We start from the raw sequence: 17,574 nt of genomic DNA, 5'->3' as shown, positions 1-17,574 counted from the left end.
GATGAGGGTGCGCACGCAGTTCTTCGCCGCCATCGGGGTGGCGTGCCTCCTCTTCATCATCGCCTTCGCCAGCGGCCGGCGCTTTCGCGCGCAGGAAGATCCCGATCCGCGCGCCTCGACCTTTGCCACGGGGCGCCCCGGGTTGAGCGGGTTGTATGAAGCTCTCGGCGGTTTGGGGATTGCGACCGACCGATGGCGCGAGCGCCCCATGCTGTTCGCGACGAGCGATGCCAACGTGACGGCAGAGGGTGACACCAGCGAGGTCGTCAGCGCCGCGACCACCTTTGCCGTCGTGGCGCCGACGAGGCTCGTCTCGTCGCGCGAGCGTGCGGTCATCGTCCGGATGCTCACGGCACCTCGCGGGAGCAACCTCCTGGTCGCTGGCGACGTGCGGATGTCGATCGCGAACTGCCTGGGATACGACATCGAGGACGGCATCTTCGACTCGGTGCGCGTCGCTCCTCCGGGGAGAGGGGCGGATACGGCCGCGGCGTGGGTGCATGCCCACCTGAAGCCCCTCGGCGACAGCGCGCGGAAGGCGATGCTCTCGGCGGAAGGGCCGCTCGATGCCGCCGTGTGTCCCCGGCCGACCGTGCGCGCCGTCGACACACTCCTCGTGACGACGAAGGGGCACGCGGCCATGTTGCTGCTGACGGTCGCCAGCGGGCGCCGCGTGCTCCTCGTCGCCGACGCGGCGCTCCTTCGCAACCGCCAGCTTCGGCAGTCGTCCACCGGTCCGTTCATCCTCGAGTCGGTGCGCACCATGGGGAGCCGCGTGGTCTTCGACGAGTACCATCACGGCTATGGGAGCGGTGGATCGATGGCGGGGGTGGCGATGGCCTGGAGTGCGCAGAACCCGCTGGGGTGGATGGCCTGGCAACTGATCGTCGTCGGGTTGCTCGCGTTGCTGGCCAGCGGTGTGCGCATTGGTCCGGTGCGTGCCGCGATTCCTCGGCAGCGCCGTTCCCCGCTGGAGCATGTGCGGGCGCTGGCGACGGCGCTCGCCGCGGCGCGCGGGCATCGCGAGGCGGTGGCGGCGATGGTGCGCGGGTTGCGGCGCCGGCTCGCCGCGACGCCGGCCAGCGCCGCCTCGCGCGACGACTGGCGTGCGTGGCTCGATGCCTTCGTGGCCCATGCCCCTAATCAGCGTGTGCGAGCAAGCGCCGAGCAGCTGCAACGCACGGCGAACGACACTCGACAGGCACTACCGGAAACCGCGGTGCTCGGCGCCGCCAATGCCGTGGAGGATGTGTGGCAATCCCTTCGCCCCTGATCCCGCTCACCGCCGCCGACGTCGAGCGGCACGCCGATTCCGCCCAGCAGCTCATGGCCCAGCTCGAGCGCGTGGTGCTGGGGCAGCGCGAGGCGATTCGCGAGTCGTTGCTGGCGCTGATGGCGCGCGGGCACGTCCTCCTCGAGGGTCCGCCGGGGACAGCGAAGACGCTCCTGGTGCGCGCACTGGCGCAGTCGTTAGGGCTCTCGTTTCGCCGCATCCAGTTCACGCCAGACCTGATGCCGTCGGACATCACGGGGGTGAACTTCCTGGGCGCGCAGGGGAGCTTCTCGTTCAGGCCGGGACCCCTCTTCGCCGATCTCGTCCTTGGCGACGAGATCAACCGCGCGCCGGCCAAGACGCAGGCGGCAATGCTCGAGGCGATGCAGGAGCGTGCGGTGACCGTCGATGGCGAGACGCGATCGCTCTCCCACGGCTTCACCGTCTTCGCCACGCAGAACCCGATCGAGTTCGAGGGGACGTATCCGCTGCCCGAGGCGGAGCTCGATCGCTTCCTGGTGAAGGTCCTGCTGCGCTATCCACCAAACGACGCAGAGCAAGGGATGCTGGGGCGTGTGCTGGGGGGATTCGATGCCGCCACGCCGTCGTCGTTCGGGATCGAGCGGGTGATGGACGCCGAGGGGTTGGAGGCATTGCGCGGTGCGGCGCGGCAGGTACGTGTCGAACCGTCCATCGTCGCCTACATCACGGCACTGGTGCGGACCACGCGCGAGACGCCGACGCTGACGTTAGGCGCGTCGCCGCGCGCCTCGGTGGCGCTCCTCCTCCTGTCGCAGGCAGCGGCGCTGCTCGATGGGCGCGCGTTTGTCGTCCCGGACGACGTGAAGTCGCTGGCGCCGGCGGTGCTGCGCCATCGCGTGCAGGTGGCGCCGGAGCTGGAGCTGGAAGGGGTGACGCCTGATGCGGCGGTGCAGACGCTGTTCGAGCGCGTCGAGGCACCGCGCGCCTAGCGAGCGGCGGCGATGCCCATTCCCTCGCGTCGCTGGTTCATCGGCGCCGCCGCTCTGGCGCTGGTGGCGCCGCTTGCCCTGGTGTGGAGCGGGGCGTCGCTCCTCCTCGTGGTGCTCGACCTGGCGTGGGTGGCGCTCCTGGCGATCGATACGTGGCGCGCGTGGGGGATCGAGACGAAGGACGTTTCCGTGCAGCGCGAGTCGCCCCCCGCCTTCTCGTTAGGGCGATCGCTGCCGGTGAGCTATCGCTGGCAGTCGCACCTGCCGCGTCGCACCACCGTGCAGGTCGTGGAGGCGCTCCCGCCGATCCTCTCGCTCGCCGGTGGCGCGGAGCGGACGCTCGTGCTCCCGCCGGAGTCCCCGCTGTACGAGCGGCACGACGTGCGCCCAGTGGCGCGCGGCAAGGCGGGGGAGGGGGCGTTGCACCTGCGGGTGCAATCCCCCTGGGGACTGGCGTGGCGCCCGCTCCGTGTTCCGTTGCCGTGGCAGGTGACCGTGTATCCCACGCTCGTGGGCGCCTCGCTGCGAGCCCTTCCCACGCAGGCGCAGCGTCGGCGTGAGGTGGGGCTGCGCAACGTGCGGCGGCTGGGGGAAGGGCGCGTCTTCGAGTCGCTGCGAGAGTGGGTGCAGGGCGACGACACGCGCACCATTGACTGGAAGGCGACCGCGCGCCGCGGCAAGCCGATGGTTCGTCAGTACGAGGACGAGCGGCGCCAGCAGGTGCTCATCGTGATCGACGCCGGTCGCATGCTCACCGCCGAATCGCAGGGGCGCTCGCGCCTGGAGTTCGTGGTGGAGGCCGCGTTGCAGCTGGCGCACGCCGCGGCCGACCATGACGATAACGTTGGGCTGATGGTCTTTGCCGATGCGGTGCAGCACTACCTGGCCCCGGCGCGCGGGCGCCGGGCGCTGCGCGGCGTGCTCGACGCGCTGGCCATGGTGCGCGGGACCGTGGTCGAGCCCGACTATCCCGGCGCCTTCGCGTATCTCGCCCAGCGCAACCGCCGCCGCGCACTCACCGTCGTCTTCACCGACGTCATCGACCGCACCGCGAGCGAGGCGCTCGTGGCGCAGGTAGGCGCCCTGCGTCCGCGTCATCTTCCGCTCGCCGTCGCCCTTCGCGACCCCGCGCTCGACGCCCTCGCCACCGCGCGCCCGGCGACCGTGCACGGGGCGTTCGAGCGCGCCGCCGCCGAGGAGCTGCTCCAGTCACGCGAGTTCGCACTCGCCGAGATGCGTGCGCAGGGAGTGCTGGTCCTCGATGTCGCGCCCGCGGGTGCGGCGGAGGCAGTCGTGGAGCAGTACAACCGTCTCAAGCGGCGGGGGACGCTGTAGCTGTGCGAGAGGACGAGAGGACGAGAGGACGAGAAGACGAGAAGCCTGCCCCAGCGAAGGCTGGGGACGAGAAGCCTGCCCCAGCGAAGGCTGGGGACGTGAGGTCTGGCCTGGTGATGGCTGGGGAGGAGTTGGGGCGGGAACCGCAACGAGCTTTCACCACAGGGAACGCCGGGTTACACGGAGTGGAGTGACGATCGCGATGGAGCTTCATCGTGCGCTTCAGTGCTCCGTGCAACTCTGTGTTCTCTGTGGTGAAGGCGCTTGACCAAACGCGGAGAGGGCGCCGATCCAGGAAGTCGACGCCGAGTGGTCGCGTCGAAGGACCTTGAACGGGCACACCCGCTTTGACCGCGAACGCCCGCCGCACCATCTTCAGCCTCCCGCGACCGCCCATCGCCCCCTCAACCCCTCCCGTCGAATGCGCTCTCCCTCTCTTGCCGCAACGCTCGCACGCGCGCTGGCAGGCGCGCTCGCACGCGCGCTGGCAGGCGCGCTCGCCAGTGCGAGCCTCGCCCCGGCGATCATCTCGGCGCAGGCAGGCGGCCCTCGGATCGTCGTCACGCCGGCCAATCCGCGCGTGGTTGCCCGGGACACGTTGCGGCTGACGGCGATGGTCGTCGATGAGGGCGGGAAGGCGCTTCCGGGCGTCAAGGTCCGCTACTTCGGTGGTGCCTTCGAGGCCACGGTGGACTCGATGGGGCTCGTCACGTCCGGGGCGGTGGGGAAGTTCCCCGTCGTCATCTCCGCCATCGTCCCCGGCTCGCGCCCGTTGACGCGCAAGGTCGACGTGCTCATGGTGCCAGGGAGGGCGACCAGTGTCGCCGTCACCCCGCAGCCGACCCGGCTCCTCGCCGGGCAGCGATTGCAGCTGTCGGCGGTGGCCCGGTCCGCGGACGGCGATTCGGCGACCGAGCCTGTCGCCTGGAAGTCGTCCGCGCCGGCCATCGTGCGCGTCAGCGAGACGGGGCTCGTCTCCGCGCTCGCCATAGGGAAGGCGCGCATAGTTGCAGCCGCCGGGGCTGCCGAACGGGCGATCGACGTCGACGTCGTCAGCGCCAACGGGGCCACGGTGACGGTGACACCGGCGGCCACCAGTGCACGGCAGGGTGACGTCCTGCACTTCGCCGTGCAGGTCAAGGACGCGACCGGGAGGGCGATCCCGGGGCTCACGCCGAGTTGGACCTTCTCCCCCGGACGCGGCGAGATCGGGAGCGATGGCGGCTTTGTCGGCTTCGATCCCGGGACCTATCTCGTGAGCGCCAACTTCGGGCGCCTCTCGGGTGATGCCTCGGTCACCCTCACCGATCGCAACGTGCGCCGCAAGGCAACCGTCGTCGGCTCCGTGCTGCGCACCGCCTTCGTCACCTCCGAGGTGTGGGTGCACCCCAACGGGAAAGTCGCGTATCTCGGGACGCACGCCGGCGGCGATCGCTTCTACGTGATCAACATCGCCGACCCGACCAAGCCCGTCATTGCCGACTCGGTCATCGAGAACTTCCGCGTCGTGAATGACATCATGACCGACGAGAAGGGCGAGGTCATGGTCTTCACGCGCGAAGGGGCCGACAACCGGAAGAACGGGATCGTCATCGCCACGCTCGAGGATCCGCTGCACCCGAAGAAGGTCGCCGACTTCACGGATGGCGTGACCTCCGGGGTCCACTCGGCGTTCATCTACACCGACCCAAAGTATGGGCGCCATGCCTACATCACGAATGACGGCACGGGCGCGGTCCACGTCATCAACATCGACAACCCAGCCGCGCCGCGACAGGTCTCGCAGTGGAGACCGTCGCGCCCGCCCAGCTCGGATGCGGGGCGCACCTTGCACGACGTCGACGTGCAGGACGGGCTCCTCTACGGCAGTTGGTGGAACGACGGATTGATCATCCTCGACGTGGGCAACGGGATGCGCGGCGGGACGCCCTCCAACCCGGTGGTAGTGGCGCAATACAAGTACGACCTCGACGCCATCTACGCCTCGCGCCTGGAAACCGAGGGGGCGACCGGCTACATCCGCGGGACGCACACCGCGTGGCGTCACAAGAACTACGTCTTCATTGCCGATGAGGTCTTCGATCCCGCCGAGGTGCAAGCCGCGCTTGGAGGACGCGTCGGGCGCGCCTACGGGCGTTTGCAGGTGATCGACGTCAGCGACATCACCAAGCCGAGGAGCGTCGCCTGGTACGAGCCCGAATTCGGCGGGGTGCACAACGTCTGGGCGGCGGGCGACACGCTCTACATGGGTGCGTACAACTCAGGCTTCCACGCCTTCGACGTCTCGGGCGAACTGCGCGGCAACTTGCAGCATCAGGGTCGCGAGATCACCCACTTCCAGCCGCAATCGCCGCAAGGGAAGATCCCCAACGCCACAATGACCTGGGGCGTCGTGGTGAAGAACGGCCTCGCGTTCATCAACGACATGAACAGCGGGCTGTGGATAGTCAGGATGGAGCCGAAGGCGACGATAGTGCCTTAGGGGCAGAAGACGAGAAGCCTGCCCCAGCGAAGGCTGGGGACGAGAAGCCTGCCCCAGCGAAGGCTGGGGTCGGGGGGCTTAGGTGGGCACAGCCGAACACTCGTTGCGATTCTTGCTGTGCTAAGTGCTTTCAACACGGAGGACTCACGGAGACACGGAGGAACACGGAGGAGAGCTCAGGATCGCCGTTCCCGTGTACCTCCGTTCCTCCGTGTTGAAAGCTTGTGGTCCTTGAACTTTCTCAACCAATCGACCTTTGGTCGCGTGCGCGCGCCGGCCGCGGCGTCGAGGTGCAGAACCATTCTCCACCGCGGAGTATCTGGCGGTCGTTGCGATTCTTGGTGTTCCAAGTGCTTTCAACACGGAGGACTCACGGAGACACGGAGGAGCACGGAGGAGAGCTCAGGATCGCCGTTTCCGTGTACCTCCGTTCCTCCGTGTGTCCTCCGTGTTGAAGGCTTGTGGTTGTTGACGATCGCCGACCGATCGATACGTCCGCGCGGCCACGAAGCGTTAGGCAGCGCTCGATAGCCCGCGATGCCGCGGCTCGTGATCGCGACGGCGCAGCGAGGCGGCCAGGCGGCGGAGCGCGAGGGCGATCCCGGTCCAGACCAGGACGACCGTGGCTAGCGTCACGAGTCCGGCGATCGTTTGTCCCATCAGGCCGTAGTACTCGCCGGTGTGCGCGAAGCGAAGGAATGAGCGCGCCTTGCGACCGGCGCTCTGCTCCGCGAAGGGGAGCCACGCCTTCTCCCGCGCCGACGTTGCGTCGAGCGTGAGCGTCGAGCGGAGTTGCGGCTGTCCCCCGCTGCCGGCGTCGATCGCGACGGCTACTGGCTTCTCGGCGCTCACCGGGAGCGGGATGGTGATCGTGCGCCAGGTGGGAACCTTGGCCGCGGCCGCGTCGATCAACGGTTCGTAGCGGACAGGAACGGAGCCGCCCTCGGCGCTTCCGCGTTCTCCGGCAGCTCCACCCGGTACACGCGCTCCACCCGCCCCGCCAGGCCCTCCCTGCGCCGCGGGCGGTGCCGAAGACGCGGGCGGTGCCGAGGGCGCTGGCGGTGCCTCGCCGGCGAGACGGAAGACTAGGTCACCCGCCCATCGATACGAGATCACCACGCCTGACGAGACGATCAGCAGGAGGGGAACGAGCGACCAGATCCCCAGCACGTGGTGCCAGTTGAAGTCGCGCGCCTTGCCCCGCAACCCGCCCCGGAACCAGAGCACGGCGCGAACACGCGTCCACGTGAGGATGCGCGGGAACCAGAGGAAGAAGCCACTCACCACCAGGCCGAGGAAGGCGAGGTTCGAGGCGCCCGTGATCGCCCGCGCCACGTCACGTCCGTCGTCGGTCGCGCCAAGCCAGCGGTGCCAGGCGGTGATCGCCGACAGGAACTTGCGCGTCGAGGCGTTGCCACTGCCCAGGACGGCGCCGTCCGCTGCGTCGAGGTAGCGCACCCCGTCACGCCCGAAGCTCACCTTGACGGGGTGCGTTGCGCCTGACGAGACGGTCACGCCGGATGCCTTGAGCCCGGGCGCGGATCGCTGCGCGAGGCGCACGAGCGAGTCGATCGGAAGCGAACTTCCCCTCGCCTGCGGGCTCGGCGACAGCGCCCGCGCGTCGGACCAGGCGATGACCTGCTTCTCGTACGTGAGGAGGACTCCCGTGACCGACATCACGAGGATGATGATCCCCGTCACGACGCCGCATGCGAGATGAAGCCAGAAAAGGACGGTCCGGGCAAGCGACCCGTGAGGGCCGAGTGCGCGCGCGCTTGGGTCAACGTTCCTGTCGTCCACGATGTGCAGAGGTTCGGCGGAGATGTTCAACGGCATGGAGTTTCGGTCGAGGCGGAAGTTACGTCGGCCCCCGCCTGGCGAGACACCCCGGCAGCCGGTACCCCCCGATGCGCGTCGAATAGTTCGCGTCGCCGGCACGGAGATAGTCTCCCACGTACCAGATCGTGCAATCGTCGGAGGGGTCGATCGCTGTCTGTGTGTAGTCCTCCCACCGCAACGTGTTGGCCTGCGCTCCGCCCCCCTCCACGAGGACGTGCTCCCGCAGCGTGAGCCGCCCCCTCGGGTCTCCGGCTCGCCGCCCGGCAAGGCGCTGTCCGGCGAAGTGCGGCGTCCCGCCAAACGAGTAGCCGATCCCGATGTTTCCCACGCGGTCCATGGCCGGCGACGCCATCCAGCGATACGACGAGTCGGGAGCGAAGGTCCCCTGCTGGTACAGCCGCAACACGCGCTTGGGGCCGACGCGGAACTCGTACCACCGCACGCCCCCCGCACCGGCGCTGGTGTTGACCGAGTGCACGGCGACGATCGACTCACGAGCACCGATGCGGCGGTAGACGACGCGCGCCATCAGCTTGTCGCCCTGCGCGTCCAGTCGGCGCTCGGTCCCCGGTTGCGGGACGCAGCTCGTGAGCTGTCCGTCGCACAGGTAGTGGTACGGGGCGACGGCGATCTTCACCGGGCCAACGACCTTCGTGCGGGAGGGATCCTTCCAGTCGACCTTGAAGCTCCACGCGTGGATTCCGTCGTCGTCGAAGTCCTTTTGCAGCTGCGTCCCGCCGGCGGCGAGCATGATGTTCGGCGCCCCGGCCGGCGGGAGCACCGTGCCGTCGAGATCGGCGTTGTTGAGGAAGTTCACCCCGTCGATCACGACGCACTGCTCGCTGGCCGGCGCACCGGCCAGCATCCTGGCGCGCTCGACCACGCAGGCATGCTTCTGAATCACGTCGTCGCCGGTGCTGCTGGGGATGTAGTAGCCGTCGGGCCAGATGGCGGGACGCGGATAGTCGGGGAAGAGCGGGCGAACGAACTCGTAGCGATAGTAGCTCCCCAGCGGGTCATCGCTCGTGCTCACCGCGTAGCACATCCCGTAGACGCCCTGCGAGTCGGGCGGTGCCGGGGCAGGACGCGGAGTTGCGGCTGGCGGTGCCGGCGGCGGCACCACGGGGGTGACGGGCGCGGTTGCAGGCGCAACGGCTGGCGGTTGGTGCACCGTTTGCTCGGCCCCCGGTTGCCCCTCCTGCCCGACCTCGCTGGCGCGCGCAGCACCGCCGGCGGCGGGCGGTGGTCCATGGCGCTCACCCTTGCGTCCGCGCGAGAAGAGCGGCATCACGACCAGCCAACGATTGGCCAACTGATCGTAGCGCACCACGGCGTCGCCGTTGTTCTTCTCCTCGCACGGCCCGCCAAAGCCTCGAAACAGGTTGTTGGTCGGGACCGGACCATAGAGCACGTGCCCGGTGCTGTCGTACACGGCGCCGCGCTTGGTGAAGATCGCCATGCGCGTGTTCACCACCTGCACCAGATGGTTGGGGCCGACGGCCAGCGAGTTGTCGGATGGGTTGCGGAGCGTCGCCGTCCCCTGCGGTCCGGTGAACGAGGCGCCGAGCCCGTCGAACGAGGCGACCAGCTCCGCCGGGGGAAGGGTGCCGTGCGCGCGCTGCTCGATATCGGCGCCGCCGGGCGCAACGCGTCGCGAGGTGACCACATCGCCGTCACCGCCCTCGTCAGGCGGCGATAACCGTGTGCGCGACGCACTCTCGGCGCGCGCATCTCCCAAACCCGCAGCGACTCGCGCCAGCTGCACCGCACCCGCGCCATGCGTGCTCCAGGCCAGCGGCGGCGAGGTGTCGAGCGCGACAGACCGCCGCACCTCCACCGCCGGCACGATCTGCTCTCCGTCCCCCGCGTCGCGCGAGCAACCGGACACGACGACGGCGCCCGCAATCGCGAGCGCCGTCCACGACGAACGTATCAGCATCGAAGTCCTTGGGCGGCGAAAGGTCGCGTGTCGCTACTTGGACGGCATCGCCGCCAGGCACTCGATCTCGACCTTGGCCCCCGGCACCACGAGCGCCGCGACCACCACCGTCGTGCGCGCCGGCGGCGTATCGGGGAAGAACGTTCGATACGCCTGGTTCATCCCGCCAAAGTCCTTCACGTCGATGAGGAAGACGGTGCACTTGAGGGCGTGCGCCATGTCGGTCCCCGCGGCCTCGAACACCTTCTTGATGTTGTCCAGCGCAATCGAGGTCTGCCCGCCGATGGTGCTGTCGGGGTTCTCGCGACGCGTGCCGAGCTGGCCGGAGCCGTAGACCAGGTTCCCCACGCGGATCCCCGGGGTGAGGATCGGCGAGGGCGACGATCCCGGCGGGACGATCGCCTCACGCTTGGGGTTCTGGGCCCCCGCCGATGGGGCCACCACGAGCGTGGCGGTAAGCGCGGCAACGACCGCGACGGCTGCAATCCATGGCGAACGCGACATCAGCAACCTCGTCTCGAGAGTGGAAGCCATCTCACAATCAGGCGCCGGCGCTCCCGCGTGGTCTTTGCAACGTTTCAGCGCCCCCGCACCTGCAGTCAACGTGCGCCCACGGCGCAGCGCTGGCAATGCCGAGGCGACGAGCGCGCCGCATGCCGCACCGATTGCGGCCCACCCCCCTCAGGCGCATCTTCGCCGCTTCTCGACGATCCCCCGAACGAGTCGCCCCATGTCCGACGCGAACGCTCCGATCGATCCCCTCACCGGGGCCACCCCTGCCAACCCGCATTCCAACACGTCGCTTGGCGCGGGGGTGAGCGACGCCTCTTCAGCCACATCGTTCCCGCTCGCCGATGCCCAGGCGATCGACGACCCGATGGCTCGGCGCGACTTCCTGCGCATGGCCGGTGTAGGGGCTGGGGCGCTGATGATCGGCGGCTGTGCGACCGGCGGAGGTGCGCAACCGCTCGCGCCGGCGCGTGGCATTGCCCCGGCTCGCGCAACGCGCGGAAGCGGACACATCGTCGTGATCGGCGCCGGCGCGTGGGGGGGATGGACGTCGCTCTATCTCCGCCGCCGCGGCGCACGCGTCACGATGATCGATGCCTATGGCCCCGCCAACTCGCGCGCATCGAGCGGCGATGAGACGCGCGGCATTCGCTCATCCTACGGCGACCGCGCCACCGCCGGCGAACTCTGGACCTCGTGGGCGCGCACCGCCATCGCGCGTTGGCGCGCCTTCGACGACGAATACGCCGCGGAGTTCGGGACGAAGTTCTTCCACCAGACCGGCGACGTGATCTGCCGCGCGCAGGACGAACCCTTCGTCAAGCGCACGCGCGAACTCTGGACCGCGCAGGGGGTGAAGTTCGAGGTCATTGACGGCGCCGAGGTGATGAAGCGCTGGCCCGTGATCGCCGCGCACGACATCACGATCGCCATCACCGAGCCCGACGCAGGGGTCGCGCGCGCCCGCGCCGCGACGCAAGCGGTCGCCGCGATCGCGCAACGCGAGGGGGTGCAGCTGGTCATCTCCCGCGTGCGCCCCGGCGCCATCGTCAACGGGAAGATGGACGGCGTCGTCCTCGAGGATGGAAGCGTCGTGCGTGGCGACCAGTATGTCTTCTGCACGGGGCCATGGCTGCGGAAGATGTTCGCGAAGGAACTGGAGAACCGCATGCGCATCCCGATGGGTTACGTCTGCTACTTCAGCGTCCCCGAGGGCGATCACCGCTTCACCTTTCCCAACCTCCCCAGCTACAACTTTCCCGGCGTCACGGGATGGCCGGCGCTGCCCGTGGACCTGCGCGGCTTTAGGGTACGCGGCGCCATTGCCCCCAGGAACGCCGGGCAGGGTCAATCCGAGGAAGAAAAGAAGGCGGCGCAGGAGCGTGCCATCAACCAGGCCTCCATCGACTCGGCGCAGGCCGACCCCGACACCAGCAACCGGTGGATGTCGCAGGAGCGCATCGACGGCTCGCGCCGCTTTGTTGCCGAGCGCTTTCCCGTGTTAGCCACTGCGCCGATGAACGAGACGCGTTCGTGCCACTACGAGTCGAGCATCAACCGCGACTTCATCATCGACCACCTGCCGGGGACGGAGAACGCGTGGGTCGCCGGTGTGGGACAGGCGGAGGGATTCAAGTTCGGCCCGGTGGTGGGCGAGTACATCGCCACGCGCGTGCTGGGCTACGCGGGTGATCCCAAGCTCGCCGAGGCCTTCAAGTTCCCGGTCAAGGAATACGAGAAGGCCTCCGATCCCTGGGACGACAACGCGTAGCGTCAGCCCCATATTGCGGGCATGACGACTCCTCCCGATCCCCAGGGGACACCCGCCCCCGACGCAACGGCGCCCGGCGGCGACGCCTCCGTGATGCTCACCGACGTCTTCGGCCTCTCCCACACGGGACTCGTCCCCGAGGAGAACCAGGACCGCTTCATCGTGGCGCGCATGCGGAAGGTGGTTGACGTCACGAGCACCAACCTCGACCGCGAGCGCCTCACCGCGCGCATGCACGGCGGCGACGCCTGGCTCATGGCGGTGGCTGACGGTGTGGGCGGTCGCGCCGGCGGCGCCGAGGCGAGCAGCAGCGCCGTGGAGTCGACGCTCGAGTACATCGGGCGCGCCACGGGGTGCTACCATCGCTTCGACGCCGAGGAGGAGGCGCGCTTCATCGAGAAGATGGAAGAGGCAGTGATGGCGGCTCACAAATCGCTGCTCTCGGCCAATGGCGACTCGCAGTGGTCGCCGGCCACGACGCTGACGATGGTGATGCTCGTGGTTCCGCGCGCCTACCTCGTGCATGTGGGCGATACGCGCGCCTACTACCTGCGTGGCGAGCGCTTGTTGCAGCTGACGCGCGACCAGACGTTCGGGCAGTACCTGCTCGATACCGGCGCCGTGAGCGACGAGCACGTGGTCGAGTCGCCGATGGGGCGCACCCTGGCCAGCGCCGTGGGGAGTTCCGAGGTGCATCCCACGCTTGGCCTCATCGACCTCGAGGCGGGGGACATGCTCCTCCTCTGTAGTGACGGGCTCACCAAGCACGTCCCAAACGACGAGGTGCGGCGTCTGCTGCGTTCCTCGGCCACCGCGCGCGAGGCGTGCGAGGCACTGGTGAACGCGGCGCTCTCGGGGGGAGGGAGCGACAACGTCAGCGTCGTGGTGGCGCGCTTCGCGTAGTGATCGGCGCGACGACGCCTGCCGGCCGCCTCCCTCCTCCCTACTTTCCGCCGCGCACCGTCAGCACACGCTCGGCGCGCACCGGGATCGTCCCCTCGGCGGTGATCTCGAGCTGCATCAGGTAGCGCCCGGGCTTGAGCGTGGCGAGGTCGACCACGACGGCGCGCGGCGTGAAGCCGAGGCCGCGGGCCGAGACGTCGCTCATTCCCACCGAAACCGGTTGCGCCTCACGGACCAGCCGCAACGCGGTGAGCCCGCGCTGCAACCATCCCCCTTCCTTCGCGTCCTCAGGGGCGACGGTGATGGCTACCTGGATCCCTTCGCCGCTGGGATTCGTGTTGTAGGTCTCCCAGTAGATCCCGACCTTGCTCCCTTCCTTCACCGCCTGTGACGCCGCAACGTGCGGAAGGACGTCGTCCAGCGTGCGCGGCATTCCGTCGTAAGGCTCGAAGAGGAGGAGGTCGGAGATGGCGACGCGCGAGCCGGCGTTCTCGGTGGCGCGCATCCCGTAGCGGGCGCGGGCCAGGGTGCGATCGCGCCGCGACGAGACCTCGGCGCTCATCAGCATGGGCCCCCACGACGTGCGCGCCGTGATGGTGCCACGCACGCCGGGGGTGGGAAGGCGCACGATGGAGGCATCCTTCTCCTCCCCCTTGGTGAGGACGAGCGCCGCCGCGAGGTCGCCGGTGCGCGCCGCCGCCTTGGCCAGCGTCGTTAGGTTGCGCACGTCGTACGACATCACCACCAGCGCCGAGTCGCCGCGGCGGAAGATGGCCGACTGCTGCGTGAGCGGGAGGAGGTAGCGCGCCACGTCGGGTGCATAACGAGCGCGCACGCCGGGGAGTCCCTTGCCCCGCCACCCCACCGAGTCGCTGAGCGCCGGGTTGCGCACCGTGGCGGCCACGGGGAGCATGGGCGGTGCGGGGGCCGGTTCGTGCCCCGTGATGACCTGGATCTTCCCTCGGCCGCTGGTATAGACCTCGTGCTGCGTCCAGGCGCGGGGCCAGCCGTAGCGCAGGAGGAGTTCGCGCTCGTCGTCATCGAACCCCATCTCATAGACCGATGGAGCGTCCTGGATGAAGGCCGAGTACATGCGACGGGAGAAGAACTCGGAGCGTGTATCGCTCCCCTCGAGCGAGAGCATGGGGCGCGCCAGCCACCAGATGCGTTCCTCGAAGGCCGTGCGCCTGGCGCATCCCATCTCGCGGTACTCGCGGAGCAGGGCGTCGTCGACCACCAGCTTCATGTCGCGCCAGTCGCAGCGTTGGCGATCGTCCATGCCGTCGAGGGCGCGCTCCCAGGCGCTGTCGCTCTCCGCGAAGCGCCCCGCCAGATGCAACGCGAAGCCGCGCAGCGCGGGGCACCACCAGCCCGGCGCCTTGCACCGGTTGGCCGCCTCGACCGCGTCGTTCAGCTTCCCCGATTCGGTCAGGTAGCGCACCAGCTGCCCCGAGGTCCATCGGTCGTCGGGAAAGAGGCGATAGGCGGAGTCGAGCGTGGCGACGAGCTTGGCGCGCGCCTGGGCGATCGTGGTGGGCTCGTCGGGGGCCGGGTCCTCGCGCTCGTCGTACCAGTAGCAGAAGCGCCCCACCTGTTCGTCGCAGGTGTTGGGGCCGCTGCGGGAGAAGTCCTTTCGCGGGAGGTTGCGGCGGCGAAACGACTCGAACAGCGACTGCTGGTCGCGCAGCTCCCCCAGTCTCGGCGCGGCTGCCTCGGGGGTCACGGGGCGCACCTGCATCACCTGAGCGTCGACGGCCCGTGGTGCGCCGGCCAACGCGAGGAGCGCGGCGCCCGCGACGAGCGCGGCGCCCGGGATGAGCGCGGCGCGCGACGGGCGCCCAGTGGTGGGGGCGAGGGCGGTGTGCGGGTCCATCATGCCGGGAGGGGAGGGGCTCCTACCTGTACGCCCGACCCCAGCGAAAGGGTCCGGCGTTGCGAAGAATGCGCGGCGGAACGAAGCTGCGGCAGCGGTCGCGAACGGGTGGCACACGCTACGGCCACCTGTCGCCTGGCCGGGGTGCGGCGCACAATTCTCCCGGCCCGACTTCCAGCGCGTTCGAGGGCTCGTTCATCTGCTCGCTCATTCGCTCGTTCATCGGCTCGGTCATCGGCTCGTTCATCTGCGTGTTCATGTCTCTACGCTCCATCACCGTTCGTACGACGCTGGCGATGCTGGCCTGCCTGGCGCCGCTCGCCCTCCACGCGCCGGCACTCCGCGCGCAGGAGGCCGACCTGATCCTGACCGGGGGGCGCATCTGGACCGGGAACACCGCGCAGCCGTACGCGCAGGCGGTGGCCATTCGCGACGGGAAGCTCCTCACGGTGGGGAGCGACGCCGACGTGGCCTCGCACCGCGGAGCGACCACGCGCGTGATTCCGCTCGAGGGGCGTTTCGTGACGCCGGGCTTCATCGACAACCACACGCACTTCAACCAGGCCGGGGCGCTCCTGCTGGGGGTGAATCTCCTGGATGTAGCCGAACCGCGCGCCTTTGCGGCACGGGTCAAGGCGGCTCGTGACCGGCTCCCGCAGGGGGCGTGGATCACGGGGGGCGATTGGGGGGCGTATGAGGACTGGAACGCGAACAGTGCAGGCTCGGCGGCGGCTCGTGCAGCGACGACACCTCGTGCGCGTTTCTCCCCCGACCGGAGCATCGTCGACTCGGTCACGCCGAACACGCCGGTCTTCCTGCAGCGCTGGGATCGGACGGCGTACCTGGCCAACGGCGCCGCGCTGTCGGCGGCCAAGCTCGATTGCGCGAGCGCGGTGGCGGGGCTCGAGTGCGTTGACGGCCGGGCGACGGGACGACTTACGGGCGCCGCGCTCGCGCAGCTCCAGAGGGCGATCCCTCCCAAGCCGTTCGAGCAGCGCCTGCGCGAGGGGCGCGTGGCCATCGCTCATCTCAACGAACTCGGCGTCACGGGGATCAACGACGTCACGCCGCCGGAGCAGCTCCCGGTGTACCATGCGCTCAAGCAGCGCGGCGAACTCACCGTGCGCGTGTATGCGCGCCCCACGCTCGACAAGTGGGACGACCTCACGGCGGTGGGGATCCCGCACGGCTTTGGCGACGACTGGCTGCGGATCGGTGGACTGAAGGGGTTCGTCGACGGGATCCAGGGAAACTCGACGGCGCGCTTCTACGAGCCGCAGCTGCACTCGGGGAAGCGTGGCGAGTGGCGCGACTCGACCAACACGGCGGCGACGAGCGGCCCTGGTTCGGGGATGCAGCCGGCCGGCAACATGCTGAAGAACCTGATGGGCGCCGACCGCGCGGGGCTCTGGCCGCAGGTGCACGCCATCGGCGACGAGGCGATCGACACGCTGCTCACGCTGTATGAGAAGGTGATGACGGAGAACCCGCCGCGCGACCGCCGGTTCCGCATCATCCATTCGCAGGTACTGCGCAACGCCGAGGTGGCGAAACGCTACGCACGTTTAGGGATCATCGCCGAGGTGCAGCCGTACCATGCCATCGACGACATGCGCTGGATGGAGGAGCGCATTGGCGAGCGCTCGCGCTGGGCCTATGCGTTCCGGACGCTGCAGGACGCCGGCGTGCGCCTCACCTTCGGCTCCGACTGGCCGGGGACGAACGCCTCGTGGTATACCGCCGACCCGATGAAGATCCTGTACGCCGCCGTCACGCGTAAAACACTCGATGGAAAGCCCGAGGGTGGCTGGCAGCCGCAAGAGAAGCTCGACCTCGAGAGTTCGCTGCGGAACTACACCGCCAACAACGCCTACGCCATGGGTGAGGAAGCGACGCGAGGCAAGGTGATGCCGGGGATGCTCGCCGACCTGACCGTGCTGGATCACGACCTCTTCGCCATCGCACCCGAGGCCATCAAGGATGTGAAGGTTCTACTGACGATCGTCGGCGGGCGTGTGGTGTTCGAGCGGTCGCGGATGTGAGGGTGGGCGAGCCTTTCCCTGGCACTCGTCGCGGTTCTGGTTTCTTCCAAGAGCTCTCAACACGGAGGACACACGGAGGAACGGAGGTACACGGGGGAGACCTTGGCACTACTGTTCGTCGTGGTCCTCCGTGCCTCCGTGTGTCCGCCGTGTTCAAAGGTTTGAGTAGTTGAACTTCGTTGACCGCTCGCCGTACCGGCGCTTTCGCGCGCTTGTCTTTCCGCCCAGCTACAAGACCATTCCAAGATGACGCACCGCATTCCTGCCACTCGTCGCGGTTCTGGTCTTCTTAAGAGCTTTCAACACGGAGGACACACGGAGGAACGGAGGTACACGGGGAAGACCTTGGCATTGTTGTTCTCCGTGGTCCTCCGTGCCTCCGTGTGTCCGCCGTGTTCAAAGGTTTGAGTAGTTGAACTTCGTTGACCGCTCGCCGTACCGGCGCTTTCGCGCGCTTGTCTTTCCGCCCGGCTACAAGACCATTCCACGATGACGCACCGCATTCCTGGCACTCGTCGCGGTTCTGGTCTTCTTAAGAGCTTTCAACACGGAGGACACACGGAGGCACGGAGGTACACGGGGGAAACCTTGGCACTGTTGTTCTCCGTGGTCCTCCGTGCCTCCGTGCGTCCTCCG

The 17,574-nt window shown here is 68.8% G+C and carries 11 protein-coding genes; 7 read left to right on the top strand and 4 right to left on the bottom strand.

Annotated features, from left to right (window positions below):
- The first annotated feature begins 1 nt into the window (after position 1).
- The 4 genes from IT359_15210 to IT359_15195 all read left to right on the top strand — a co-directional run bounded on the left by IT359_15210 (position 2) and on the right by IT359_15195 (position 6,061).
- Positions 2–1,273, top strand: coding sequence for a hypothetical protein (locus IT359_15210; GenBank protein MCC6930332.1), 1,272 nt, complete (start codon positions 2–4; stop codon positions 1,271–1,273).
- Positions 1,252–2,244, top strand: a complete 993-nt coding sequence (locus IT359_15205) for a MoxR family ATPase (protein MCC6930331.1) — start codon at positions 1,252–1,254, stop codon at positions 2,242–2,244. The genes IT359_15210 and IT359_15205 overlap by 22 nt, the downstream gene beginning before the upstream one ends.
- A gap of 12 nt (positions 2,245–2,256) precedes the next feature.
- The gene (locus IT359_15200) at positions 2,257–3,579 is read left to right on the top strand and encodes a DUF58 domain-containing protein (protein MCC6930330.1); all 1,323 of its coding nucleotides are present in this window, start codon (positions 2,257–2,259) and stop codon (positions 3,577–3,579) included.
- Between the two features lie 421 nt (positions 3,580–4,000).
- Positions 4,001–6,061 carry an Ig-like domain-containing protein gene (locus IT359_15195; protein ID MCC6930329.1) on the top strand — a complete coding sequence of 687 codons (2,061 nt, stop codon included), beginning with the start codon at positions 4,001–4,003 and terminating at the stop codon, positions 6,059–6,061.
- 513 nt (positions 6,062–6,574) lie between these two features.
- On the opposite strand, the gene IT359_15190 is transcribed toward IT359_15195, so the two are convergent.
- The 3 genes from IT359_15190 to IT359_15180 form a co-directional block, all read right to left on the bottom strand.
- Positions 6,575–7,762: a PepSY domain-containing protein gene (locus IT359_15190; protein ID MCC6930328.1), complete on the bottom strand. Its 1,188-nt coding sequence runs from the start codon at positions 7,760–7,762 to the stop codon at positions 6,575–6,577.
- Positions 7,763–7,919: 157 nt separating this feature from the next.
- Positions 7,920–9,839, bottom strand: coding sequence for a hypothetical protein (locus IT359_15185; GenBank protein MCC6930327.1), 1,920 nt, complete (start codon positions 9,837–9,839; stop codon positions 7,920–7,922).
- Between the two features lie 33 nt (positions 9,840–9,872).
- Positions 9,873–10,343, bottom strand: coding sequence for a RidA family protein (locus IT359_15180; protein ID MCC6930326.1), 471 nt, complete (start codon positions 10,341–10,343; stop codon positions 9,873–9,875).
- 226 nt (positions 10,344–10,569) lie between these two features.
- Between IT359_15180 and IT359_15175 the strand changes: the two genes are divergently transcribed.
- Together IT359_15175 and IT359_15170 are read left to right on the top strand one after the other, a co-directional pair.
- Entirely contained in the window at positions 10,570–12,120 is a 1,551-nt protein-coding gene (locus tag IT359_15175; GenBank protein MCC6930325.1) for an FAD-dependent oxidoreductase, read from the top strand.
- Between the two features lie 21 nt (positions 12,121–12,141).
- Entirely contained in the window at positions 12,142–13,023 is an 882-nt protein-coding gene (locus tag IT359_15170) for a serine/threonine-protein phosphatase (protein MCC6930324.1), read from the top strand.
- Positions 13,024–13,063: 40 nt separating this feature from the next.
- Here the strand turns inward: IT359_15170 and IT359_15165 are convergent, their stop codons facing one another.
- A complete protein-coding gene (locus tag IT359_15165; GenBank protein MCC6930323.1) occupies positions 13,064–14,899 on the bottom strand; it encodes a hypothetical protein in 1,836 nt (611 codons plus the stop codon).
- 65 nt (positions 14,900–14,964) lie between these two features.
- Between IT359_15165 and IT359_15160 the strand changes: the two genes are divergently transcribed.
- Positions 14,965–16,938 carry an amidohydrolase gene (locus IT359_15160; GenBank protein ID MCC6930322.1) on the top strand — a complete coding sequence of 658 codons (1,974 nt, stop codon included), beginning with the start codon at positions 14,965–14,967 and terminating at the stop codon, positions 16,936–16,938.
- The last annotated feature ends 636 nt before the right edge of the window (positions 16,939–17,574 follow it).

This window comes from Gemmatimonadaceae bacterium (assembly GCA_020852815.1).
Lineage (GTDB): Bacteria > Gemmatimonadota > Gemmatimonadetes > Gemmatimonadales > Gemmatimonadaceae > SCN-70-22.
The sequence above is the reverse complement of the archived record's forward strand: the minus strand, read 5'-3'. Positions and strand labels throughout refer to the sequence as shown.